Raw genomic sequence first — 24977 nt, 5'->3', positions numbered from 1 at the left:
ACGACTCGGAATTTAAGGAGAGACTCCTGTGGCCTACCGGTATCTGCGTTTTTTCAGGGAAATCGGCATCGATGACCTGCCCCAGGTAGGCGGCAAGAACGCCTCCCTCGGGGAGATGTACCAGAAACTGAGTAGCCAGGGAGTGCGGGTCCCCAATGGCTTTGCCATCACTGCCGAGGCCTACCGGGCCACGCTGGACGCAGCAGGCGCCTGGGATGCCCTGCACGCCTGCCTGGACGATCTGGATCCCAACGACGTGGATGCCCTCGCCCGCGCTGGCGTGCGTGCACGCGAGATCGTCTACGCCGCTCCCCTACCCGCCCAACTGCAGCAGGAAATCCTGGAAGCCTACCGCGAACTGCAGAGGGAATACGGCGAGGGTCTCTCTCTGGCGGTGCGCTCCTCGGCCACGGCGGAAGATCTCCCCACCGCGAGCTTCGCTGGCCAGCAGGAGACCTACCTCAATATCCGTGGCGACGCCGAGCTCATGGACGCCTGCCGGCGCTGCTTTGCCAGTCTTTTCACAGACCGCGCCATCCATTATCGCGCCGAGCAGGGCTTCGATCACTTTCACGTGGCCTTGTCTGTCGGCGTGATGAAAATGGTGCGCTCGGATCTCGCCAGCAGCGGCGTGATGTTCTCTCTGGATACCGAGACGGGTTTTCGCGACGTGGTCTTCATCACCGCCGCCTGGGGTCTGGGGGAAAACGTCGTCCAGGGAGCCGTCAATCCCGACGAGTTCTATGTCTTCAAGCCCACCTTTCGCCAGGGCAAGCGCGTCGTCCTGCGACGGCTGCTGGGGAGCAAGAAACTGAAGATGGTCTATGCCGACGACGGCGAACACCAGACCACCCGCAATGTCGACACGAGCCCCGAGGAGCAGGAGCGCTTCTGTCTCGACGATGCCGACGTCCTGCAGCTGGCGGAATACGCCATGATCATCGAGGAACACTACAGCAAGCACGTCGGTGAGTCGCGGCCCATGGACATGGAGTGGGCCAAGGACGGCATCGACGGTCTGCTCTACCTGGTGCAGGCGCGGCCGGAGACCGTGGCGTCGCAGCAGAAAGGCCAGGTTCTGGAAGAGTATCGTCTGCAGGCCCGACCGGAAAAGGTCCTGGTGGAGGGTCGGGCGGTGGGCGGCAAGATCGCCACCGGTAAGGTTCGGGTCTTTCGCGATATTCGCCAGATCGACACCTTCCGGCGCGGCGAGGTGCTGGTCGCCGACAATACCACGCCCGACTGGGAACCCATCATGAAGGAGGCCGCCGCCATCGTTACCAACCGTGGCGGACGCACCTGCCACGCCGCCATCATCGCCCGGGAGCTGGGAATCCCGGCGGTGGTGGGTGCCGCCGGCGCCACCGAGCAGCTGCACGACGGCGACGAGGTGACCATCTCCTGCGCCGAGGGCGACGTCGGTCGGGTCTATGCCGGTCGTCAGCCCTTCGAGGTGCGGCGCACCGATCTGGCCCAGCTACCTCGGCCGGCAACCCACATCATGATCAACCTGGGGGATCCCGATCTCGCCTTCCAGATCCGCAATCTCCCCAACGACGGCGTGGGTCTGGCGCGGATGGAGTTCATCATCGGCAACTACATCAAGGCCCACCCCATGGCCCTCCTGCACCCCGAACGGGTCGAAGATGCCGATGAGCGGGAGGCCCTGCAGCGACTGCAGCGCGGTTTTCGCAGTGGCGAAGCATTCTTCATCCAGAAGCTGTCCGAGGGCATCGGCACCATTGCCGCCGCCTTCTACCCCAAGCCCGTGGTCGTGCGCATGTCCGACTTCAAATCCAACGAATATGCGGCGCTGCTGGGCGGGCGGAGCTTCGAGCCGCGTGAGGAAAACCCCATGCTCGGTTTTCGCGGTGCCTCTCGCTACGCCCACCCCGCCTATGCCGAGGGCTTCCGTCTGGAGTGCCTGGCCATGCGCCGGGTGCGGGAGGACATGGGCCTGATCAATGTCGTCCTCATGCTGCCCTTCGTACGTCGCCTGGAGGAGGCCGATGCGGTACTGGCGCGAATGGCGGAATACGGGCTGCAGCGCGGTGCACACGGACTGCAGGTCTACGCCATGTGCGAGGTGCCCAGCAACGTGATCCTGGTGGATGAGTTTGCAAAGCGCTTCGACGGTTTTTCCATCGGCAGCAACGATCTCACCCAGCTGACCCTGGGCGTGGATCGGGATTCGGAAATCGTGGCCTTCGATTACGACGAGCGGGACGCGGCGGTGCGCGCCATGATCCGCCTGGCGGTGGAAGGCTGTCAGCGCAATGGCATCCACTCGGGCCTGTGTGGACAGGCGCCCTCGGATTACCCGGAAATTGCCGAATATCTGGTACAGATCGGCATAGAATCCATGAGCCTCAACCCCGACACCGTGCTCAATACCACGCTGCAGGTGCTGGAAGTGGAGAAAAGGCTCGGTCGTTCCGGACGCGATTCTGCGTCCTGAGCCCGGCGGCGACACCCCCACGGATGTCGCACGGGCTCAGCGAGTTTCCCGTCTCGACAAGGAGTGAACGTGAGCAGTCCAAGGCCCGTCTTGGTAGTGATTTTCGATGGCTTCGGCCTCAACCCCAACCGCGCCTACAACGGCTGGGCATTGGCTCGCACCCCGCACCTGGACCACTATTTCAGCAGTTTCCCACACAGCGCCCTGCAGGCCTCCGGTCGCGCCGTGGGCCTGCCGGACGGACAGTTCGGTAATTCCGAGGTCGGCCATCTGACCTTGGGCTCCGGCCGCATTCTCAAGCAGGATCTCGTCCGCATCTCCGACGCTTTGGAGGACGGCAGTTTCGGCGAACTTCCGTCCTGGAAAAAATTCCTGCAAAGCCAAGGCCGCCTCCACCTCATCGGCATGGTCTCCGACGGCGGCGTGCACTCCCACATCGACCACCTCCTGGGTATCCTCCCGCTCGTGGTGGCGGCGGGCATGGAACCCGTCGTACACATGATCAGCGACGGCCGCGACACCGCGCCCCAGTGTGCCGACGGTTACGTCCGCCAGGTGGAGAAGGTTCTGCAACAACTCGGCACTGGGCGTATCGCCAGCGTCGTCGGCCGTTACTACGCCATGGACCGCGCCGAGCACTGGGAACGGACGCAAAAGGCTTGGCGCGCCTACCTCCTGGGGGAGGGGGAGCGGGCCGCGGACGCCGAAAGCGCCGTCCGCGCCGCCTGGAAACGAGGCGAAGGGGACGAATTCATCCAGCCCACCCTCGTCGGTGACCCGGAAACGGCGCGGATCGGCAAGGACGAGCACGTCTTCCTTTTCAATTTCCGCTCCGATCGCATGCGCCAGCTGAGCGCCGCCTTGGGCATGCCGGATTTTTCCCATTTCGACCGCGGCAGCGAAGGACCGCGACCGCTTCTGTGCATGACGCCTTACAACGACGATTATCCTTTCCCGGTACTTTTCCCCACGGAATTCCCCTATCAGGTCCTGGCGGAAGTGATCGCGGACGCGGGACTGCGCCAGTTCCACTGCGCCGAAACGGAGAAGTACGCCCACGTCACCTACTTTTTCAACGGCGGTCGGGAGGAAGCTTTTCCCGGCGAAGACCGCGCCATCGTTCCTTCACCTCAGGTGGCCACCTATGACCTGCAACCGGAGATGAGCGCTGCTGCCGTAGCCGATCGCGTCATCGAGGCCATCGAGTCGGGGCAGTACGCCTTCGTCCTGGTGAATTTTGCCAACGGCGACATGGTCGGGCATACCGCCAAGATCCCTGCCATCCTCCGTGCCGTAGAGACTCTCGACCTACAATTCCATCGCGTGGCACAGGCCGCGCTGGCCAGGGGGTTTCGCATCATTCTCACCGCCGATCACGGCAACTGCGACGAAATGGTGGACCCGTTGACGGGCGAGCCGCACACCCAGCACACCGTCTATCCGGTGCCCTTCCTGCTGCTGGGCGTACCCGGCGCGAGCCTCGGTATCGGCCGGGGTCTGGCGGACCTTGCCCCGACGGTCCTCGATCTCCTGGATCTGCCGGTACCGGAAGCCATGAGCGGCAAGAGCATCATCCTCAATCGTCGACGGGATTAGGCCGCCATGCCAATGGGAGGAAGATCATGGGCAGCATGAACGATCGCATCCGCGAGGTCGCCGAGCTCACGGAGCGGCTCAAGGAGCAGTATCCGGCGGAGATCAACGCCTTTTTGGGGTTCATGGGCAAGACCGAGGGGAATCCGGCCCTGACCCACGCCCAGAAAGAACTCATCAATGTCGCCCTGGCTGTGGCCGCCCAGTGTGAATGGTGTATCGCCATCCACGTCAAGGCAGCCGTGAAGGCGGGGGCCAACCGTGACGAAATCATGAGCGCCGGCTTCCAGGCGGTGCTCATGCACGGTGGCCCGGCGCTCATGTATCTGGTCTCCCTCACCCACGCCGTGGACGAGTTCGCCCCGGCCACCACCCAGGGGGTCTGATATGGATCGCGACACCATACGGACCATGTTGCGGGATATGCTGCGCGCCCGCGCCTTCGAGGAGGCAGCTGCCCAAGCCTACGCCCAGGGCGAGATTGCCGGTTTTCTGCACCTCTACCCGGGCGAGGAGGCCGTCGCCGTGGGCGTGCTGCACGCCGCGGAACCCGGTGACTATGTCGTCAGCACCTATCGGGAACACGTGCACGCCCTGGTGCGCGGCATCCCGGCCGCAGCCATCTTTGCTGAACTCCTGGGCAAAAAGACGGGCGTGAGCGGCGGCATGGGCGGATCCATGCACCTCTTCGATCGGGAACGGCGCTTTCTCGGCGGTTACGCCATCGTCGGCGAAACCTTCCCCATCGCCCTCGGCGCCGCCTACGCCGTGGCCTACCGCCAGCTTCCCGAAGCCGTGCTCTGTTTCTTTGGCGACGGCGCCGTCAATCAGGGGACCTTTCACGAGTCGCTGAATATGGCCGCCCTCTGGCGCCTCCCCATCCTTTTCGTCTGTGAAAACAATCGCTACCAGATCGGCACCGAGATCCATCGCCACTCCGCCGTGACGGAAATCTACAAGCGGGCCTGCGGCTACGGCATCCCCGCCGAGAAAGTGGACGGTATGGACGTGCTGGCCGTCCATGAGGCGACCCGCCGCGCCTTGGCGCGGGTTCGGGCGGGGGAGGGGCCGCAATTCCTGGAGATGGAAACCTATCGCTTCCGCGGCCACTCCATGGCCGATCCCGGGAGCTACCGCCCGACGGTGGAAGTCCAGGCCTACGAGGCCAACGATCCCATCGCCGCCACTCTGCGCGGCGTCGAGTTTCACTATCCTTCGGCGGATGAGCTGGGTAGCGGCCACGATTGCATCCAGGGCTTTTGCGACCATTGCTGTCAGGAGGGGCACCTGGACGAGGCCGCCCTCGCCCGACTTCGGCAGGAGGTCGCCGACGAAATCGCCGCCGCCCGCGACTTTGCTCGCCAAAGCCCTGCGCCCTCCATGGACGACGCCTGGGCAGCCTTGCTGCGCAACCGTCGGTACGACCGTCTCTTCGAGGAGCAAGCCCCATGACGACCATGCGTTACTGGCAGGCACTGAACCGCGCCCTGGATGCCGAAATGGCGGAGGACGACGCCGTTCTGCTGCTTGGGGAAGACGTAGGCCTCTATGGCGGCACCTATCGCGTAAGCGAAGGACTGCTCGCCAAGTACGGCGAGTGGCGGGTGCGCGACACCCCCATTTCCGAAAACAGCTTTACGGGCCTCGGGGTAGGCGCCGCCATGCTGGGACTGCGCCCGGTGGTGGAGATCATGACCATCAATTTTGCCCTACTGGCCATGGACGCCATCGTCAACATGGCCGCCAAAATCCCCTTCATGTCCGGCGGCCAGTTTCCCATGCCCCTGACCGTGCGTATGCCCGGCGGTGTCGCCCGCCAGCTCGGAGCCCAACACTCGCAACGATTGGAGGCCATGTTCCTGGGCGTTCCCGGCCTGCGCATCGTCGTCCCGGCCACACCCCAAGACGCTTACTGGCAGCTGCGTCAGGCCATCCGCAGCGACGATCCCATCCTCGTCCTGGAACACGAGCTGCTTTACTTCACCGAGGGTGAGGTGGACGAAAACCTGCCGGCGCCGCCGTTGCACCAGGCCATCTGCCGACGGGCCGGTACGGATTTGACCTGCATCAGCTACTCGCGCATGGTATCCGTAGCCGAAGCCGCCGCCGAGCAACTGGCCAAGGACGGTATTGCCATGGAAATCATCGATCTGCGCAGTCTGAATCCGGTGGACTGGGACCGTTGCATGCATTCCGTGGAAAAAACGCACCGGGCCTTGATCCTGGCCGAGGACCCGCGTTTCGGCGGCGTCTCCGGCGAGCTGACCGCCACCCTCCAGGAACGGTGCTTCTACTGGCTGGATGCACCCATCGGGCGCTTGGCGGGGCTGGATATACCAACGCCCTTCAACGGTGCGCTGGAGGCCGCGAGTATTCCGCGCGTCGCCGATGTCGTCACCGCCGCCAAGGCCCTGCTATCACCGGATAAGGAGCGCTGAGCATGAAAGATCCCGTCACGATGCCCGTGCTATCCGACACCATGGAAACCGGCCGCCTGGTGCGCTGGAACAAGGCCGTGGGTGACCCCGTTCGAAAGGGGGAGGCCATTGCCGAGGTGGAGACGGACAAAGCCATCCTCGACGTCGAAGCCTTTGCCGACGGTTACCTAGCCGGACCTTTGGCGCCCGTGGATGTGGATATCCCGGTCCGCCAGACCATCGCCTACATTGTCGATACACCAGCAGCGGCGCAGCCGGGAGAGGATGCACAGTCCGCCGTGCAGAGCAGTCCTGCTGCAACAGCAAGCGATACCGTCGATCCGGTCCAGACGGATGCCGTCAGCAGCGCCGCGCAGAAGACGAAAAGCAGCGAGGCGAAGCAGACCGCCACCAGCCATCCAGCAGAGCACGGCACGATCCCAAAAACCGGGACGGCGGCAGCACAGGGGCAAAACACCGAGGCCGCCTCCGAAGCAGCCCCTCCGGGGGCTGATGCCGCGCCCAAGCCGAGCCAACAGGACGAGGGTCCCGCCGGCGAGGCGATGTTGGTCTCGCCCTACGCGCGCGCTCTTGCTGCGGATCTGGGGGTGGATGTACGTAACCTTCGACCCGGCGCCGACGGTCGCGTGCACGCCGCCGAGGTTCTGGCCGCGGCCATGGCGGGTCCGGAACCGGATCTGCGCTATGGACCACCCTACCGCGTGGAAAGGCTGCGACCCATGCGCGCGGCAGTGGCGCGCAACATGGCCGCCACCCTTGACACCCCCACCTTTCAGATCGGCTCGCGCCTGCCGCTAGGGACCCTGCACCAGCAGGCCAAAGACCGCAAGGTGAGCCTGACCCTGGCCCTGGCGCGGGCCTGTGCCTTGACCGTCGCCGAAGACCCTTGGTTCAACCACGCCTGGACCCGCGCCGGTCTCGCCCGGCGGGAACGGGTGGACATCGGCATCGCCGTCGATACCGGCGACGGTCTGGTGACTCCGGTCCTGCGCGATGCTGCTCGCCGCCCCCTCAAGGAGCTGGCCGAGGACTGGCGCATCCTCTTGGGCAAGACCCGTAAAGGACGACTCGCGCCCGAGGACTACGAAGGCGCCACCTTCTATCTGTCCAATCTCGGCGTGTTTCCCCACGTCACCCACTTCAACGCCATCGTGCCCACGGGCGCTTCGGCCATCTTGGCGGTCGCCGCCAGCGATGCCGAGGGCCGAACGGATTTTACTCTGAGTTGCGACCATCGGGTGATCTTCGGAGCGGACGCCGCGCGTTTTCTCGGTCGCTTGGCCGAACGCCTGGAGCATTGCCAGTGGCTGGAGGACTAACGTCTACGCTGCTCTGCATCAACAGCGGCTCATCTTCGCTGAAGTTTGCCGTTTATGCCCTGCCCGTCGTCGATCAAGGCCAGTGCCTGGCCGAGGGCGCGGTAGAACGCATCGGCCAGAGTGTGGGTCGGCTCTGGATCCAGACCGCAAACACGGACCGGCACGAAGAACGCGGCCACTTTGCCGACCCCGGCACGGCCCTGGCCGCCCTCTTCCGCAGCTTGGACACCCTGTCCTGTCCGCGTCCGGCGGCGGTCGGCCACCGGGTGGTCAGTGGCGGGCCGCGGCGGCTGGAGCACACTCGGATCGATACCGACGTCCTCCAGGATCTACGCAATGCTCTGGCCTTCGCCCCCCTCCACCTCCCCGCCGAGATTGCCGCCATCGAAGCCGTCGCCGCCTCCTGGCCGGAGATCCCCCAGGTCGCCTGTTTCGATACCGCCTTCCATCGCGATATCCCCGAGGTCGCCGCGCGTTTTCCTCTGCCCCGCAATCTCTGGCACGAAGGGGTGCGCAAGTATGGTTTCCACGGCCTCTCGTATGAGTACATCGTGTCGCAGTTACCCGATGCGGGGCGCGGCCGCAGCATCGTTGCCCACCTGGGCAACGGCGCGAGTCTGGCCGCCATCGCCGACGGTCGCTGTCTCGACACCAGCATGGGCCTGACCCCTACTGGCGGTGTGGTCATGGGCACCCGCAGCGGCGATCTGGATCCCGGTGTCCTGCTCTACCTCATTGAGGAGAAGGGCTACAACGGCCCGCAGCTGGAGCGGCTCCTGAACCGCCTGGCGGGGATGCTGGCCATCTCCGGCGTGAGCGGTGACGTCCAGACCCTGCTGGCACAGCGGGACAAGGAGCCGCATGTGGCTCAAGCCTTGGACATCTTCGCCTACAGCGTGCGCAAGACCATCGGCGCCTACATGGCCGTCCTCGGCGGACTCGATCGCCTGGTCTTCACCGGCGGCATCGGCGAGCATGCCGCCCCGTTGCGCTGGTCCATCTGCCGGCCTCTGGAAGGCCTTGGCATCCGTCTCGATCCCGTAGCCAATACCGACGCACGCCGCTGCATCTCCCGGGAAGACAGTCCCATAGAGGTACTGGTGATCCCCACCAACGAGGACCTCACCATAGCCCGACACACTCAGCGCATCGCTAGCCTGGCCTAGTCCAGGTCGCCCGGGTCCTGGTCCGGATGGAAGCCGCCGTAGACCGCCAGAGTAAGCGAGGCGGGCCGCCATGAGATGGGCGATATAGACTCAAGGCCGAAGGGCCACGCGCACGGTACGCAGGTCGGCTCGACCGTGATCGTCCACGACCCGCAGGCGATAGACGCCCGGTCGCCCGGGGCGCCAATCCAGGCTCTGTCCGCTCACGGTCTGACCCAGATAGGTTTTGTCGGCAAACCAGTATAGGCGGGCCACATCGCCGTCGGCATCGGCGCTCAAGTGCAAGGGCGCCCAGGTATTGCCGCTGGCAGCGACCAGATAGGTCAAGCCGCGCAGGGGACTGCGGATCCGAGGCGCGGAACCCTCTACCGAAGTCTCGGCCGCATTGCCGCAAGCCGATGGCGTGGGCGGTCGCGCACGGGGAATGCCGGCGTTGGCAAAAACCTGGCGCAGCTCGCTGGGCCAAAAGGCATAGACGCGCCGTTCGTGGCGCGCCGGGTCGTAGGGCGGACAGACCGCCCGACCGCTCAGCCGATCGATCCACACCGGCCGATACACCGTGTCCACGGCAATGGGCGACACGCCGGGAATGAACCAGCTCCAGCCCTTGCGCGGACACCAGACTGTCGGCAGAGCGCCACTGGAGAGACAGACCTCCACGCGGCGTAAGCGCGGTGGCGGCAGGCTACGAACTCCCTCCATCGCTATGCCATTGGCTCGCAGAGCGTCCAGAGTGCGAAACAGCAGAGGTGCCGCCACCTCGGCACCGATCAGCGCTGGATTGGCAGTACCGTCGAAATTGCCGACCCAGACCACCAGCACGTACGGACCGAACACCGCCACGCTCCAGGCATCGCGAAAACCGGACGAGGTTCCCGTTTTCCAGGCGACGGGCAGATCCTGTGGCTGCCCCGTCCGGGCCACCAGGGGCGCTGGATTCTGGCGCAGTATATCCAAGGTCAGGTAGCTGGCCTCCGGACTGAGCAAACGCGTTGCCCCCTGCGTCGCTGCCGGGGTACTGCTCGCGAGCAAAGACAGAGGCCGCCACACTCCCCCATGGTTCAACAGGGCATAGAGGCTGGCCAGCTCCTGCATGCTGATCTCGCCCCCGCCCAGCACCAGTGCCAGGCCATAGTGGGATTCCGGCGCCAGCCCCGCGATATGGGCCATGCGCAGAAAGTCGTAGAAACTCGGGTGATGCAGATGGGCTGCGACATCTACGGCGGGGATATTGCGGCTGCGGATGAGGGCCTCGGTGACCGTGATGGGCCCCTCGAAGCGGCTGTCGAAATTCTCCGGCGTGTAGGGACCAAAGGCACTGGGCACATCGCGCAGTACCGTGGCCGGGGTCACCAAACCCTGATCGAAGGCCAGCGCGTAAATGAAGGGCTTCAGGGTGGAGCCGGGGGATCGTTTTGCCAGGGTGCCGTTCACCTGACCGGAAATCTCGCTGTCGAAATAATCGGCCGAGCCCACCAGCGCACGCACGCCCATGTCCCGAGTGTCCACCAGCAGGGCAGCGGCGTTGCGGATGCCTTTCAGACGCTGCTCCCGAACAAAGCTGCGCAACTGCCCGGCCACGATCCGCTGCATGCCGAGGTCGAGACTGGTGCGCAGCTCCGCCGGCATCTGCTCCTGCTTCAGCAGCGTACGGGTCTGCTGTTCCAAAAGCACCTGCTCCACAAACCAGGGAGCACGGAAGGGCAGCTGCGGCACGCCGGACAGATCCAAGGGAAGGCGCAGCGCTGCGTCCTCGGCGAGTGTCACCCGATGATGGATGCGCCACTGTGCGTAGAGCCGCTGACGTGCCACCGCCAGAGCCCTATTGCCTCCCTCCTGGATACGGCCACGTTGCCCGGGATCCTGCGGCAAAACGGCCAGTGTCAGCACTTCCGGTAGGCTGAGGGCGGCGGCGGAATGACCGAAATAGATTCGGCTCGCCGCGCCGACGCCCTGAATGTTCCGACCGAAAGGTGCATAGTTGAGGTACGCCTCCAGGATCTGCGCCTTGGAATAATGGAACTCGAGGTCCAGCGCATAAAGAATCTGTCGCAGCTTTCCGAGGGGATGGCGCGTATCCAGATTCCACAAGAGGCGGGCCAATTGCATGGTGATGGTAGAGCCGCCTTGGGGATGCTGATGGCGCAGATAGCTGCGGTAAGCACCGCGCAGCAGACTCCAGGGGTTGAAGCCAGGCTCCCAATAGAAATAGCGATCTTCCTTCAGGAGCATGGCTTCGCGCAGACGTGGGTCGATGCCTGCCAGCGGGGTCCAGAGCCGGTACTGTTCGTCCTGGGCCAAGGTGAGGCGCAGCCACTGACCGTGACGATCCGTCACCAGCGTGGATTGCGCCCGCCAGTTCTCCAGGGTCGGGCTGCCCCGCAGGGGGTCGTGGCGCTCGAGGTACCAGGCCCCCACAAGCAACGCGACCAGCAGCACGACGGCCGGACGATGCCAGCGGTGGCCAGCCCTTGCGCGCCCCTCCGCCTCAGCCACGCGTCTTGGCATCTTGCCAACCGATCAACGCTGGCCTCAGGGCTTCGCCTGCGCCGCCGTCTTCGAGCTCTTCGGCGCGGGCGCTTCCGTGACCTTCAGTACGCCCTCGGCCGGCGCATAGGCCCGCTTGCGACGATCGTACAGACTCTCCGCGTAGATAGGTGCCGTTGTAAAGCTCCCCACGCTGGTCGGTCGGATGCGATAGACGTACTCCTGGGCCTTCTCCTCGGCACGGGCGTAAAGCAGCACGCGGTCCTCGCGAACTTCGACGAACGCTGGCGACAGGGTCGTCCCGGGTTGCGCCAATGGGTCCGCATCCGGGACATCCGCATCCCTCTGCGCATCGCCGGTATCGGCCGCATCGGCGTCTTCCTCCTCGCTCGTCTGCAATTGGGCTTGGACTGGAGCCGCCTCCCTGGACGCGCTCACCACCTCGAAGCCGCCCGGGAGGACGTCGACGATAGCCACATCGTCTACAGGATTCTTGAGACTACGCAGACGGATGCGGACCGTTATCTCCTGCCCCAGTTCCAGGCTGTGCACCCGCTTGCCTCGACTGTCCCGGTATTCACGGAGGATCTCTATGCCGTCCTGAACTGCCTTGGTGGGCATTTCGCGCAGATAGCCGGTCTGACTGAGGCTGTACCAGGCGGGGCGTTGCGGGTCGCCGCCCTTGGACCGGGAGAGGCGCAAGGCGCGGCTGGCGGGATCCAGCATGCCTTGCAACAGCGCTCCGCGTACCGCGCCGAAAGTGCTGAAGCCGTCATCCTTGCCAGCGCGGGAGCTCTGCGCCATGGAGAGGCCGTCGGGCGGCAGTGCACCTTGGGGTAGATTGGCCAGCGCCAGGAGGGTCAGAGCAGAAGACAGAGAGTTGTAGCGATCCTCGCTCACCAGCCTGAGCATCCCGTCCAGACGCTCCGTGCTGAGATCCGCTGCGAGCCTGGGGAAATGTCGCTCCACCAGCGCCAAGGTCTGAGCGCGGCGAATGAGGGGATCGTCATAGTAGCCATAGTGCCAATCCTCGTCAGGATCTTTCAGGAAGCGCTGCCAGGGGCCGCGGATGAGCTCCTTCGCGGCATCCTGCTGCTTCAGCATTTGATAGGAGGCGGCCAGATAGACGGCGGCCAGATCCTGTTTCCAGACAGCCGGATAGCCTTTCTGGAGCCGCTGCTGAACCCCGGCGATGAGATTGCTGGTGACCTGACCCGATGCCGTCAAGACGTAGATGGCATAGGCGCGCGCCCGCAGCTCCGGCAAGGACCCCAGACCGTCGTCGGCAGCCATGTGCCTCAGATAGGCCAAGCCCCGATCCAGCATCCCTCCGGGAATGGTGAGGCCACCCTGCCGGGCCTGGAGCAGGAAATCCACGGCATAGGCCGAAACGAAGGGATCGGCCACCGGGGTAGCCGTCCACACCCCAAAACCACCCTCGCCGTTCTGCCGATTGCTCAGGGTGTCGAGCATGCGGGCCAGCTGCTGCGGCGCGCGTTTCGCCGCATCCGGACTCTCGGCAAACTCGGGCCGCTGTACCGAGATGAGGGCCGGGGTCGCGATGGAGATGAGCTGCTCCGTGCAATAGTGGGCATAGTTCTGTAGATAGGTGGTCAAAGCTCCGGCCAGAACCAGGGGAGAATAGGACAGAGCCGCAAGACGCTGGGAGCGCTCCGGAAAGAAGTCCTGCAAAGGGGCGATGGTCAGGGTCTGGCCCGCTTTGAGCCGACCGGAGGCGAGCTCTGTGACCCGCGGGGTTGCCGGCCGGACCGACACCGACATCCGTCGCAGCGCCGCGTGATCGCCCGCCGAAACCCGATAACGCAGCACGCTCGGTCCCAGTCGCGTCAAGGCCCTTACCGGAAAATGCGCGAGCCCGGATTGGCCCGGTGCAAGCCGCAGCTCCTGCAGCTTCGGACCATCCAAGGCCAGCCCCGGCTCGACCTGCAGCTCCACCCGCAGACTGCCCCCACCCGGGGTACCGGCCGGAAGATTGTTCACGACCTGTACACTGGCATCGAAGCGGTCACCCGGTGCCACGGCAGAGGGGACGTTGGGGCTCAGCACAAAGTCCCCGCGGACGGTGGTTTTCCCTTCCGCGATCCCCATGCGCTCCGGCGTCACGGCCACAGCCATGAGTTTCAGCTCGCCGTTGAAGGACTCCGGCACGGTATAGTGGAACTGGCGGCTGCCATCGACGGAAACGATCCCCGACCACCAGGCCACGGGGGCCTCGTGCTTGGACTTGAAAGGATTCAGGAGCTGGCGGCGACTGGCATCCTCGTCACCTCCGACGTGGCTGGCATCCAGGAACTGGCGGAAACTCGGGAGGATGAGATCCAGGATCTGCGCCGACTGAACCTCCAGCATACGCTTGCGCAGGAAGTAATCCAGGGGGTTCTGCAGACGATAGTGGGCTACCTGGAGGATACCCGCATCCACGGCAAACACCGCCACTCGGGACTTGCCAGCGGTCTTCACCGTGAGATCCAGGGTCTGCCCCGGCTTGATGTGCTGCGGCGCCTCGATCTGCAGGGCTTGAGTACGTGCGGAACGATCCACCGAAAACGGCACGACGCCATAGCTCAGAGGACTGGTGAAAATATCCGCAGCCGAGGGATCCCGGACGAACTGGACGTTGACGTAGGCATTGCCCTCCAGCCCCTGCGGTACCCGAATGTGCTGCACCGAGGCCGAGGAATCGGCATGGAACCAGGCCCAGGAGTAGACCTTGTCGCGCTCGATGGTGATCAGTCCATTGCCGGCGTAGGGGGCCCGGACGGCCACGGTGATGGTATCGCCCGGCGCGTAGTCCTTGCGATCCAGTCGCAGCTCCAGTTCGGCATTGCGCTCCAGGGATCGGCTGAGATCGGCATTGCCCGCCACCGTGTAGTCGATGCGATTGAGGCGACGTCCATCGCGATCCACCAGGATCAGGGCAAAGTTTCCCGGTCTCTGGGTCGGCAGCGCATATTCCAGTGGCCCCGCCCCAAGCCTAAGCGCTGTGCTACTCAGCTCCGTCTCCTTGCGCCGGGACTCGTACTTGTATACCCCGGAATCCTGTTTGGTGAGTACGGAAACGTAGCGGGATTCGACGATCTTTGCCCGCAGGCCATCGACGGCCACCGCCTGCAGTGTGGGATTCACGGCGACGATGCGGACCTTGCGCGATGCATCGCGGGGTATGAAATCGAGGTCATCCTCACTTTTCACGCCCACCAGATAATCGGCACTGGACACCAGGGTGCTGGCCTGCGCCGCCACACTGCGGCCACTGCCTGGCTCAAAGACCTGGGTGTAGAGGTTCAGGGTATAGGTAGCGGGGGCAAAGCCGGACAGATCCACCGGAAAGACCAGCCGACCGCTGTCGTCCGTCTGCATGTCCTGGAGGGATTCGGAATACCCCTCCTTGGCCGCATTCGGATCCGAGAAGCGATAGTCGGCCCACTCGGCAAAGGCCGGTACCGTGGGCCGCAGCTGCAGGCTGGCGCTCACCCGCCGCTGCGCGGCCGGCGTACCATAAAGGGTATCGGCCTGCAGCTCGGCCTTGAGTCCGGCGGGCTTGACCCAGCCGCGAGTCACCGCCGGCAGAAAAGCCAGGCGCGAACGCGTCTGATCGGGCTCGAAGGCTTTCACCTGCACCGTCGTCGAGCCGAGGCGCTCGCGACCCTCATCCTTCGCCAGATAGAGTTCGGCGGTCCAGGTACCGGTGGGTGCGCTGTCGACGCTGCGGTAACTCCAGTCCAGGAAGCCATCGCTATCGGCGCGCAGCTTCTCTCGAGCGATGACGCGCCCGCGAGCGTCGTTGAGCTGGATCTCCAGCGGCAAGCCGCTCAGGTCACCTTTCCAGTTGGCGGTACGCAGAATGATGCCCAGATGCATGCGCTCGCCGGGGCGATAGAGCCCCCGATCGGAAAAGAGGAAGGCACTGAGGTCTCCGGCATCGCGCGCATTGGGCGCACCGCCCACGTCAAAACGCGAGTAGTTCAGTTCGCGATCACCGCGATCGATGGGCAGGAAAGAAAAATCCAGACCATCGCCGCCGGTCGCGGTAAAGGCGACGGGACGCCGCTCATGCTGGAACTCCTTCAGTGTCGGGAAGTGGACATGGCCCTCCGCATCCGTGGTCGCTGTCTGCAGGATCTGACCATTCACCGCCAGGACTCGGACCACGGTACCCGCTACAGGCCGTCCTCGGCTCAAGGACTGAACGAAGACCTCCCAGCTGCCGTCACCGTTGCGCTTGGCAAGCAGTCCGAGATCCGTGATGACGATGAGGCGACTGTCCTGGTCCGCGCTGTCACTGTGGTAGCGGTCGTCGTCGAAGGCATCGGGATCGCCTTGCCAGCGCTTTGGCTGCTGCGGGTTCCAGGGAGCCAGCTGCAGCAGGAAAACGCCGCGCTCGCGGCTGTTCTGTGCCAGGTAGGGACCCAGATCGAAACCGCGATAGTGAAGACGACTGGGATCGCCGGCGGGCAGGACCACTTTCTGTTGAAAGCGGGCCACCAGGTGCTCGCTGCCGATCTGCAATCGAGGATTCCGGAAATCGCCACGGTTGAGTGCCACGAGATGCTGCAGCTGCTCCGGTTGCAAACGCCCGATCCGCATCTCGATCCCCGGAAGATTACGGGCCACCACCGATACCTGGCGATCGCCATTAAGCGTCAACAAAGAGCCAGAGCCCATGAACTTCAATAGCTTAGGGTAGTCCGGAACGCGCATGGTCCAGCTGGCCGAACGGCCCAGCTGGTAGCCTCCCACCGCCGTCAGGCCCGCTCGGATTTCTACGTAGATGCTGCGCCGTGGCGGTGCCTGCAGCCGGAAGGACTGCAGCGTGGCCGCGTCCCGCTCCGTAGGCTGCAGATCCAAAGCCACCGGGCTCGCACGTTGCAGAACCTGGGCGGATACCGCGGAAACTGGCCAGTCGTCCCGCCGCGCTCCGGAATCGTCCGTCTCCGGTAGCAACCAAACCCGTATCTGCCTTTGCAGGTCCTTGCCCGACACTGGCGAGCTGGACTCAACCAACAAAGTCTGATGGGGGATGCCCTGCTCGTCGTTCACCAGCGCAAGCTTCACCTCACTGAGGCTCAGGCTGTACAGTCCAGGGATGGTGACACGACCCTGCTGCGGCTCCGTCGTGGCCGGTCCACCGCGCTGACTGCGCACCCCCTTGGCCACCGTCAGCAGCATCTGTCTACTGTCTACCGAGGTCGACAACCGCTCGGAGCGCACGAAGGCCTGGAGCCCGCGGGGATCGTAGGTGATGGTCGCGCGGACCGCGCGGCCGGGACGGAACAGACCTTGCAGGTCGGGGTCGGGCAACTGCTCACGCAGACTCACCGCCTTGGTCAGGGTCTCCGGGGCTACGGGGTAATTGAATTTTAGCGTGAAAATGGCCGATTTCTGGAGTGGATTTTCCGGATCCTGATAGAACTCCGCCCGCTCTATGGCATAGGTGAAAGGCGCCGTGTGGAACTCGTAGCGAGTCTTCTGCAGACCTGCGCCGGTACGCAGCGCCTTTTTAGGGTCGATACGCAGGCGAAAGTTTTGACCCACGGGCCAGTCCGTCTGCGGCGTGAAGAGCAGTCGGTCATCGCCTTCCCAGCGCCATTGACCCGCGATGTGCGGCCGCAGTTCCAGACCGGCCCCGGCCAGCTTGTCTACCAGGGCCAAGGGGGCTGCAGGGTCGGAAAATTTCAGAATGAGGGGATGAATCGCCACCGGGGTCTTGTTGTAATCCGCCACCGCGGGCGCCTGCAGCTCCAGCGCGATCCCGCTGGGTTGCGGTCGATGACTGTACCAGCGGTAGCCGCGCTCGAGGCCAAGGCCGGTGCCTACGAGCAGCAGCATCACGATCATGGCGGTGAACGGTCGGCTGCGCAGCCCACGCCCGAGCCTCTTGAGCCACTGTGGCCCCACCCAGTAGATCGTGCCGAAGAGGGCGACCCACAGCTTCGCGAGTCGCACTTGCAAACGGCTCAGCCCTGTGGCTGCACCCTGTCCCGGGGGAGGCGTGGAATCCGGGGACCCTTCGTTGGCTTCGTCCATAAAACCCGGTCCTCCCCTTCCTGATCCGTCAGCCTAGGCGTGAGCAAGCCACGGACGGCCGGTTCCAAGCGCGTCCCTGGTCAGTCGGTATCTTCGATATCGCGAGGGAGGTGACCCGATAGTCGAGGCGCGACCTCCCCGGAAGGGGGGCAGAGGAGGCGAAGCAGGAAGAGTGCAAATCGCGAGACGGATACCCGCCGGGCACCCTTGCGCCGTGCGGACAGCTGATCTGGAGGACCGGGCTTGCCGGAATCACAGAATCTACATCAAGACATACCGCGGCAAACCTCGTAGACAAGGCACGCACGTCTTCGCTCCCTCATGATTTTGTTCTCAGACTAGCGGCCAGACCTGTCGACGTCAAGGCGGCAAAATCGGCAAAGATACCTGGCCTGGCGGACCTTGGCAGGCTGGGCAGAGCGCGGTACGGGACAACATCGCCTCCCCCAAATCCGGAGCGGTTTTCCCTTGCGCCCTTGCAGATGTGAACACAGACAAGCAGAATATGCGGATGTTTACGTCAGGAGTGACCCGCGCAAACGGCGCGGTCGCGCCCAGGAAGCGATCGATGAGGTATTCTTAATCCCATGCCAGCCAATTCCCAGGCTCTGGAGCAGGACGATAGTCCCTATTGCTGCTGCTCGGCGGCCACTTTCAATGAGATTCTCGAAAAACAGCGGGCCAATCCCCTGCCCTTCATGGAACTGCTGATGGTTCACGCCGGTTGCGGCAGTGGCTGCGGCAGCTGCATCGAAGAGCTGGAAGCCTTCTTGCGCGATCACGACGCCTATCTCGAGGATTGAACCCTCCTCCCTGCGCCTTTCGCCCTCCTCGGTGGCTGCCCGATGGCCACTGGGAGACCCTGTGGGCGCCTTTTCTGGCGCGGGCGCCGCGACCTCGCTATCGGCGGGAAATCTGGACCACGCCCGACGCCGACCGCCTGGCCGTGGACTGGGTCGATGGTCGCGACGATCGGCCGGTGGTCGCACTCTTCCACGGCCTTGCCAGCAGCAGCCGAGGTCACTATGCCCGCGCCTTTGCCGACCGTCTGCAGCGCCAGGGCTGGACCGGAGCCCTGGTGAATTTCCGCGGCTGCGGCGGCCTCGATAACCTTCGCCCACGCGCCTACCACGCCGGTGACAGCGCCGAGCTGCGCTGGATCCTGGCAGCCCTGGCCGAGCGTTTTCCGGAACGCCCCCTGTTCGCTGCCGGCGTTTCCCTGGGCGGCAACGTGCTCCTCAAGTATCTGGGTGAGGAAGGCAGGGCAACACCGCTGCGCGCCGCTGCCGCCATCTGCGCCCCCATCGATCTCACCGCCACCGCCACCTATCTGGATGCGCCCCAGAACCGGGTCTACGCGGCTTTTTTTCTACGCACCCTGAAAGCCAGCATGGGCCGCTATCGCCGCCGCTTTCCGCAGATGGCGGACTGGCAGGCCGTGCGCCGGGCTCGCAGTCTGCGCGCCTTTGACGACGCCTTCACGGCACCGGTCCACGGCTTTGCCGATGCCGCCAGCTTCTGGCGTGAGTCCTCCGCCGGCCCCTTGCTCAAGAACATTTCCGTGCCCACCTGGTTGCTCCACAGCGCCAATGATCCTATCGTACCCATCGATAGCGTCCGTGCCTGGGCCATCAGCTCCCAGGTCATTCCCTGCGTCACCGACGGCGGCGGACACGTGGGCTTCGTCAGCGGCAAGCTTCCAGGTCACCTGTATTGGCTCGCCGAGAGCCTCATCGCATTCTTTGAAGGACAATGGCGCCATGAGCAAGGGTAAACACAGTCACAGTACCGCACCGAGGCTGCGCATCCTCCTCGCCGAGGCCATCGCCATGGGGCCGGGCAAGGCAGAGCTGCTGCGCGCCATCCAGCAGCACGGGTCCATATCGGCGGCGGCGCGGGCCATGGGCATGAGCTATCGCCGCGCCTGGCTGCTGGTGGATACCATGAATCGCTCCTTCGTCGAACCGCTGGTGGGCACGGCAACGGGCGGCAGTCGCGGTGGCGGCGCCCGCCTCACACCCCTGGGTACGGAAGTCCTACGCCGTTACGAAGCCATGGAGAGCAAGGCCGAGAGCGTCCTGCAGGCGGACATGGACGATTTCCGGCGGTGGCTACGGCCAGACGGCCCGCTTCCAGCCAGCGGTGAGGACGCCCCCTCGTGAAGAATCTGCTCCGTGAAATCCTCTGCAGTCGTGTCTACGATGTCGCCCGGGAGACCCCATTGGAGGCCGCTCCCAAATTGTCGGCGCGCTTGCAACGTGCGGTACTCTTCAAGCGCGAGGATCTCCAGCCCATCTTCAGCTTCAAGATCCGCGGTGCCTACAACCGCATGGCCCACCTCAGCACCGAGGAGCGGGCGCGCGGGGTCATTGCCGCCAGTGCCGGCAACCACGCCCAAGGGGTGGCCTGGGGCGCCCGCCATCTCGGCATCGACGCCGTCATCGTCATGCCCCGTACCACGCCCGACATCAAGATCCAGGCGGTGCGCAGCGCCGGCGCCGAGGTGATCCTGCACGGCGACAGCTATTCCGACGCCCAATTGCACTGCAACCGTCTGATCGAAGAAACGGGCATGGTCTTCATCCACCCCTTTGACGACCCGCTGGTCATTGCCGGCCAGGGGACGGTGGGCGCCGAGATCCTGCGCCAGCACGGCGAGGGACTGGAGGCCATCTTCGTGCCCGTGGGAGGTGGCGGTCTCATCGCTGGCGTCGCTGCCTATCTGAAGGCCATCGTACCGGAGCTGCGCATCATCGGTGTCGAGCCCTTCGAAGCCGATGCCATGTACCGTTCCTTGCAGGCAGATTCCCGCATCGCCCTGGAACAGGTGGGCATCTTCGCCGATGGCGTGGCCGTGCGTCAGGTGGGCAAGCACACCTTCGCCCTCTGCCGTCAATATGTGGATGAGATCGTGCGGGTCAGCAACGACGAAATATGCGCTGCCATCAAGGACGTCTTCGAAGAGACTCGGAGCATCATGGAGCCGGCTGGCGCCCTGGCGGTTGCCGGCCTCAAACGCAAGGCAGCAGAAGCGGGACCCTCCAGCGGCGCCTGGGTCGCCATTCTTTCCGGCGCCAACATGAACTTCGACCGCCTGCGCTTCATCGCCGAACGTACCGAAATCGGCGAAAATCGCGAAGCCCTCTTTGCCGTGACCATCCCGGAACAGCCCGGCGCCTTCCGCGCCTTCTGTGCCGCCATCGGTCGGGAGCGCGTGATCACCGAGTTCAATTACCGGCTGCACCGGCGCGACGAGGCGCAGATTTTCGTGGGAGTCGCCGTCCGCGATCGCGCCGACGCCCGCAAACTCCTGCAAGGGCTGCAAGCCCTGGGACATCGCGCCGCGGATCTCTCGGACGATGAGCTGGCCAAGCTGCATATCCGCCACATGGTGGGGGGACACGCCCGCGCGGCACGACACGAGCGCGTATTTCGCTTTGAATTTCCGGAGCGTCCCGGTGCCCTCATGGATTTTCTCGAGAAGACGGGTGGACGCTGGAACATCAGTCTTTTTCACTATCGCAACAACGGCGTGGACTTCGGCCGGGTACTGGCGGGTTTCGAGGTGGATCCCGCCGACGCCCAGGACTTTGCCCGGATGCTCGCCTCCTTGGAACTCCCCTACGCCGAAGAGACGGACAACCTCGCCTATCGCCTCTTTCTCGATCAAGGCGACCGAGACGACTCGGAGAAAGCAGCCGAGATACCGCGCGTGGCGCCCCTAGTGGTCGCGGGCGAACATCAGTCGTAGGGATTCACCGATGCCTTGGGCCATCCCGTGCCAGCGGCGCGCAAGCTCTGGCTCGAGGTGGTCGGCCATGGTCTCCTGAAAGAGGGCCAGCCAATCGTCCACCAGGGCGTTGCTGAGCCCGAGAGGTGCATGCTTGTCCCCCAGGGCATAGCGAAAGTCCTTGTAGGGCAGTCCACCCATGACCGTCCACCAGTAGTGGGTGAGGCGCTCCTTGTGCAGATCCCAGTCGCCGACCACGGAAAAAGGCCCCGCCAGGGTCGGGTGGCGTTGAATACGCTCGTAGAAGTCGTCGACCACGGCGCGGATGGTGGGCAAGCCGATCTTGTCGCACAGAGGCTCCAGACGGCGCTTGGGCAGCACATTCAGGTCATGGGTCATGGTGAGGCACTCCGATGATGGCGATGCCCATAGTGTACCCTGCCAGCACCTACGACCCTAGCCCAGATAGTCCGCGGTCTGTGTGATATCGCGCCGATGGGCGAGCCCGACAAGGCGAAGCACCAGGGTCGCCAGCACCGCCACCAGCAGATTCAGCAGCAGGGCGTAGATCCCGACGTAGCCTGGAATCGTCCAGCTACCCAGGGACAGGGCATAGACGGATTTCTGAAAACTCGTCAGAGACAGGGCCCAGATCCCCCAGCCCATACCGGCCAGCCACCCCATCAGCAAGGCGCGGGGATCGAACCAGCGGGTGTAGAGTCCACCGGCGATGGCCGGCAGGGTCTGCAAGATGAGGATACCGCCCATCAGTTGCAGCTGGATGGCAAACTGCAAGGGCAGGAAGAGGATGAACAGCAAGGCGCCCAACTTCACCACCAGCGACATCCACTTGGCCATCTGGGTCTCGTCGTGGGGCGAGCACTGGGGTCGAAGATAGGCCTTGTAGAGGTTGCGGGTAAAGAGGTTGGCCGCCGCTATGGACATGATGGAGGCGGGCACGAGAGCACCGATAGCGACTGCTGCCAGTCCCAAGCCAGCAAACCACTGCGGGAAAAAGTGCAAGAGCAGACCCGGCATGGCGAATTGCGGCCCGAAGGTCTGAAAATATGGGGCAAGATCCGGCATTCGGGACAGATCTGCGGCCTGCGCCATGAAGCCCAGCAGAGCGATGAGACCGAGGACGAGGGAGTAGGCAGGCAAGAACACCCAGTTCCAGCGCAGCGTATCCGTGCCGCGGGCCGACAGCACGGCGGTGGTAGCGTGGGGGTAGAACATCAGCGCCATGGCCGATCCCAGAGCCAGGGTCACGTAAAAACTCTGCAGGCCCAGCTGCCCCCCGTGTACCGCGGGCAGCAGCAGGTGATCGCGGGGGACTTGAGCGAATATGGCCGCAAAACCACCCAGCTTGATGGGAAGCACGAGGATCAGCGCGAGGATGGTGATGTATACCAGAGCATCCTTGACGATAGCGATCATGGCGGGCGCACGCAGCCCACTGACGTAGGTGAAGGCCGCAAGGACGGCAAAAGCAACGAAAAGCGGGATCTCTCCCACCCAGCCGGGCCCGGTGGGAAGGCCCAGAGCCGCAATGACCACCTGGATGCCCACCAGCTGCAGGGCAATGTAGGGCATGGTCGCGACGAAGCCGGTGGCGGCCACAGCCAGCGCCAGCAGCGGACTGCCATAGCGGCCGGCGACAAAGTCGGCGGCGGTCACGTAACCGTGCCGGTGCGCCACGGACCACAGGCGCGGCAGTATGGCGAATACCAGGGGATAGACCAGCACCGTGTACGGCAGGGCAAAGAAACCCAGGGCGCCAGCGCCAAAAACCAAAGCCGGTACCGCGATGAAGGTATAGGCGGTATAGAGATCCCCGCCGATGAGAAACCAGGTCACCCACCTGCCGAAACGGCGACCACCCAGACCCCATTCGTGCAGTTCCCGCAGATCGCCGCTTTGCCAGCGAGCAGCACGCAGACCGATCCAACCGACCAGAACAAAACAGACCAGAAAGACCGCGATCGTCCAGAAGTGCATGTCAGGATCCGGCTCGCCGACGACGCAGACGCAGATAGACCAGTCCCAGGAAAACGCTGCACAGGGGTACCCACATCAGTTGCCACCAGTAAAAGAAAGGAATTCCCCAGAGCTTTGGTTCAACCCGGTTGTAAAAAGGAACGATTAAAACGGCTACGCAGGGGATGGCCAGTAACAAGATATCGAACCATCTCAGGCGTTTAGGATGATGGGGATGCCTGGATTCTGTCATGGTGTGTGCGGGGCCGTGAAGATCGGGTTCCATGGTAACGAAGCTACCGTTACGGTAGGCCATTTCGGACATGCGAGACAAGAGCCGGTATGGGCTTCCACACGGGAATCCAACTACAATATGGGGGAATCCCAGGCCAAAGGAGTCTCCCGTGAACGATGCTGTCCTCATCCTCACCCTCAACGACTGTCCCGGTCGTGCCGTTGTCCGCGTCATCGGTCCGGTCTACGGCACCAGTGTGCGTTCACGCACCATCGTCGGTAATTTTCTCGGCGGCGTGCGCGCCATTTTTGGCGGCAAACAAAGCGGTTTCACCCAACTCATCAACGAAAATCGCGACGATGCCCTTGCCGCCCTCGCCGAGCATGCCCAGAGTCTAGGCGCCAACGCCGTCTTGGGGATGCGCTTTGACTCGGGTGAATTCGACTCCGGACAAGGCCAGGCCATGAATGAAATCACCGCCTACGGCACCGCTGTCGTGCTGGCACCGGCATCGGCATGACCCTGCACGATAGCGCAACCGTAGCGATAATACGTTGTTTTATAGCGAGGACTCCCGTAGACTCGGTTTTCCACAGGCACTCTTGGAGGATAACTACATGAGCATCGCAAGCTTGATCGTTTTTCTGCTGATCGGTGCCGTCGCCGGTTGGCTTGCTGGTCTTCTCGTCCGTGGACGGGGCTTTGGCCTCATCGGTGACATAGTGGTCGGTATCATCGGTGCTTTCATCGGCGGCTTTCTGCTCACAGCCCTAGGGCTCGCGGGTCTTTTCGGGGCCGGCATCATCGGCGCCATCGTCGTCGCCTTCATCGGCGCTGCGGTACTGCTTTTCATCATCAAACTCATCAAGAAGGCCTGACGCGCCCAATGCGGGAAAAGGTCGGCGAGCGCCTGGCCTTTTCCCAGAAGCGTGCTATCTATGGAGTATTTACCTAGCCGTGGAGCGCTCATGAATTCCTGCCAAGCCCAACGCGATCCCCGCACCGGCATCGTCCGCCTCGATGGTGAGGCGATGGTTTTCCACTGCAATCACTACAATCGCTTCCTGCAGCTTGTGGTAGAGGATTGCCACTACATCCAGCACGAACCGATCCTGCGGGACTCCGCCGCGGAGATTGCCTACCGGCAGTTGCACAGCCTGTTCCAGCAACATCCGCACTGGACACCCGCCGAGCGCCTGGCTGCTGCGGAGATTCGCTACCGCTATTGCGGATTTGGCGATCTGGAGCTCAGCCCGGCGGCCAGCGGTCTGGAATCTGCCCCCCTGCGCCTCGGGGAGCAGCACTCCCACTACGGTTGCGCCCTGCGCCTCAACTACGGCAAGCGGCGTCAGGCCGGCGAATTCTTCGACCTCGGCTTCGCCATCGGTGCCGTCGCAGCCAGTCTTGATACTACAGGGCACCTCGAACAACCCCGGTTTTTTGGGCAGAACGGCACGTAAAGGTTCAGATCACCCCTGAGAAGGCGATTTTTGGCTGATATCCCCCTATATTTCGACCCTTTCAGG

At 64.0% G+C, this 24977-nt stretch carries 19 protein-coding genes; 14 read left to right on the top strand and 5 right to left on the bottom strand.

The annotated features are described in order from the left end of the window. The first annotated feature begins 28 nt into the window (after positions 1–28). The 7 genes from ppsA to Q0C23_RS09010 all read left to right on the top strand — a co-directional run bounded on the left by ppsA (position 29) and on the right by Q0C23_RS09010 (position 8974). Positions 29–2458 carry a phosphoenolpyruvate synthase gene (ppsA, locus tag Q0C23_RS09040; protein ID WP_291512048.1) on the top strand — a complete coding sequence of 810 codons (2430 nt, stop codon included), beginning with the start codon at positions 29–31 and terminating at the stop codon, positions 2456–2458. Between the two features lie 69 nt (positions 2459–2527). Further along, entirely contained in the window at positions 2528–4054 is a 1527-nt protein-coding gene (gpmI, locus tag Q0C23_RS09035) for a 2,3-bisphosphoglycerate-independent phosphoglycerate mutase (protein ID WP_291512047.1), read from the top strand. Between the two features lie 35 nt (positions 4055–4089). Beyond that, positions 4090–4437 (top strand): carboxymuconolactone decarboxylase family protein, encoded by a 348-nt coding sequence (locus tag Q0C23_RS09030; RefSeq protein WP_291512046.1) that lies wholly within the window; start codon positions 4090–4092, stop codon positions 4435–4437. A 1-nt stretch (position 4438) separates the two neighbouring features. Then, positions 4439–5503 carry a thiamine pyrophosphate-dependent enzyme gene (locus tag Q0C23_RS09025; protein ID WP_291512045.1) on the top strand — a complete coding sequence of 355 codons (1065 nt, stop codon included), beginning with the start codon at positions 4439–4441 and terminating at the stop codon, positions 5501–5503. Next, positions 5500–6489 carry an alpha-ketoacid dehydrogenase subunit beta gene (locus Q0C23_RS09020; RefSeq protein ID WP_291512044.1) on the top strand — a complete coding sequence of 330 codons (990 nt, stop codon included), beginning with the start codon at positions 5500–5502 and terminating at the stop codon, positions 6487–6489. The genes Q0C23_RS09025 and Q0C23_RS09020 overlap by 4 nt, the downstream gene beginning before the upstream one ends. Before the next feature lie 2 nt (positions 6490–6491). Next, complete coding sequence (locus Q0C23_RS09015; RefSeq protein WP_291512043.1) at positions 6492–7808, top strand: dihydrolipoamide acetyltransferase family protein; 1317 nt, start codon at positions 6492–6494, stop codon at positions 7806–7808. After that, on the top strand, positions 7793–8974 hold the full coding sequence (locus Q0C23_RS09010; protein ID WP_291512042.1) for an acetate/propionate family kinase: 1182 nt from the start codon (positions 7793–7795) through the stop codon (positions 8972–8974). The genes Q0C23_RS09015 and Q0C23_RS09010 overlap by 16 nt, the downstream gene beginning before the upstream one ends. Before the next feature lie 90 nt (positions 8975–9064). Here the strand turns inward: Q0C23_RS09010 and pbpC are convergent, their stop codons facing one another. Both pbpC and Q0C23_RS09000 read right to left on the bottom strand, forming a co-directional pair. After that, positions 9065–11470 carry a penicillin-binding protein 1C gene (gene pbpC / locus Q0C23_RS09005; RefSeq protein WP_291512041.1) on the bottom strand — a complete coding sequence of 802 codons (2406 nt, stop codon included), beginning with the start codon at positions 11468–11470 and terminating at the stop codon, positions 9065–9067. A gap of 36 nt (positions 11471–11506) precedes the next feature. Then, on the bottom strand, positions 11507–17428 hold the full coding sequence (locus Q0C23_RS09000) for an alpha-2-macroglobulin (protein WP_291512040.1): 5922 nt from the start codon (positions 17426–17428) through the stop codon (positions 11507–11509). A 668-nt stretch (positions 17429–18096) separates the two neighbouring features. On the opposite strand from Q0C23_RS09000, the gene Q0C23_RS08995 reads away from it, so the two are divergent. Genes Q0C23_RS08995 through ilvA form a run of 4 tightly spaced genes read left to right on the top strand, consistent with a single transcriptional unit; the run spans position 18097 to position 21260 of the window. Beyond that, entirely contained in the window at positions 18097–18312 is a 216-nt protein-coding gene (locus Q0C23_RS08995) for a (2Fe-2S)-binding protein (protein ID WP_291512039.1), read from the top strand. After that, entirely contained in the window at positions 18309–19283 is a 975-nt protein-coding gene (locus tag Q0C23_RS08990; RefSeq protein ID WP_291512038.1) for an alpha/beta fold hydrolase, read from the top strand. Before Q0C23_RS08995 ends, Q0C23_RS08990 begins: the two co-directional genes overlap by 4 nt. Beyond that, the gene (locus Q0C23_RS08985; protein WP_291512037.1) at positions 19270–19671 is read left to right on the top strand and encodes a winged helix-turn-helix domain-containing protein; all 402 of its coding nucleotides are present in this window, start codon (positions 19270–19272) and stop codon (positions 19669–19671) included. Before Q0C23_RS08990 ends, Q0C23_RS08985 begins: the two co-directional genes overlap by 14 nt. Beyond that, entirely contained in the window at positions 19668–21260 is a 1593-nt protein-coding gene (gene ilvA, locus Q0C23_RS08980) for a threonine ammonia-lyase, biosynthetic (protein WP_291512036.1), read from the top strand. The genes Q0C23_RS08985 and ilvA overlap by 4 nt, the downstream gene beginning before the upstream one ends. Here ilvA and Q0C23_RS08975 read toward each other — a convergent pair. The 3 genes from Q0C23_RS08975 to Q0C23_RS08965 are packed head-to-tail and all read right to left on the bottom strand — an operon-like array spanning position 21231 to position 23541. After that, positions 21231–21638 (bottom strand): group III truncated hemoglobin, encoded by a 408-nt coding sequence (locus Q0C23_RS08975; RefSeq protein WP_291512035.1) that lies wholly within the window; start codon positions 21636–21638, stop codon positions 21231–21233. The two genes, ilvA and Q0C23_RS08975, sit on opposite strands and share 30 nt — an antisense overlap. Positions 21639–21695: 57 nt before the next feature. After that, positions 21696–23237 (bottom strand): monocarboxylate uptake permease MctP, encoded by a 1542-nt coding sequence (gene mctP, locus Q0C23_RS08970; RefSeq protein WP_291512034.1) that lies wholly within the window; start codon positions 23235–23237, stop codon positions 21696–21698. 1 nt (position 23238) lies between these two features. Continuing rightward, positions 23239–23541, bottom strand: coding sequence for a DUF3311 domain-containing protein (locus Q0C23_RS08965; protein ID WP_291512033.1), 303 nt, complete (start codon positions 23539–23541; stop codon positions 23239–23241). Positions 23542–23620: 79 nt separating this feature from the next. On the opposite strand from Q0C23_RS08965, the gene Q0C23_RS08960 reads away from it, so the two are divergent. From Q0C23_RS08960 to Q0C23_RS08950, 3 genes are all read left to right on the top strand, one after another. Continuing rightward, complete coding sequence (locus tag Q0C23_RS08960; protein ID WP_291512032.1) at positions 23621–23971, top strand: YbjQ family protein; 351 nt, start codon at positions 23621–23623, stop codon at positions 23969–23971. 97 nt (positions 23972–24068) lie between these two features. Beyond that, a complete protein-coding gene (locus tag Q0C23_RS08955; RefSeq protein ID WP_291512031.1) occupies positions 24069–24329 on the top strand; it encodes a GlsB/YeaQ/YmgE family stress response membrane protein in 261 nt (86 codons plus the stop codon). A 90-nt stretch (positions 24330–24419) separates the two neighbouring features. Beyond that, positions 24420–24911: a hypothetical protein gene (locus Q0C23_RS08950; RefSeq protein WP_291512030.1), complete on the top strand. Its 492-nt coding sequence runs from the start codon at positions 24420–24422 to the stop codon at positions 24909–24911. The last annotated feature ends 66 nt before the right edge of the window (positions 24912–24977 follow it).

It is taken from the genome of Acidithiobacillus sp., from assembly GCF_023256195.1.
Classification (GTDB): domain Bacteria; phylum Pseudomonadota; class Gammaproteobacteria; order Acidithiobacillales; family Acidithiobacillaceae; genus Acidithiobacillus_A.
Note: the sequence above shows the minus strand (reverse complement) of the source record. Positions and strands in the feature narration are given on the sequence as shown.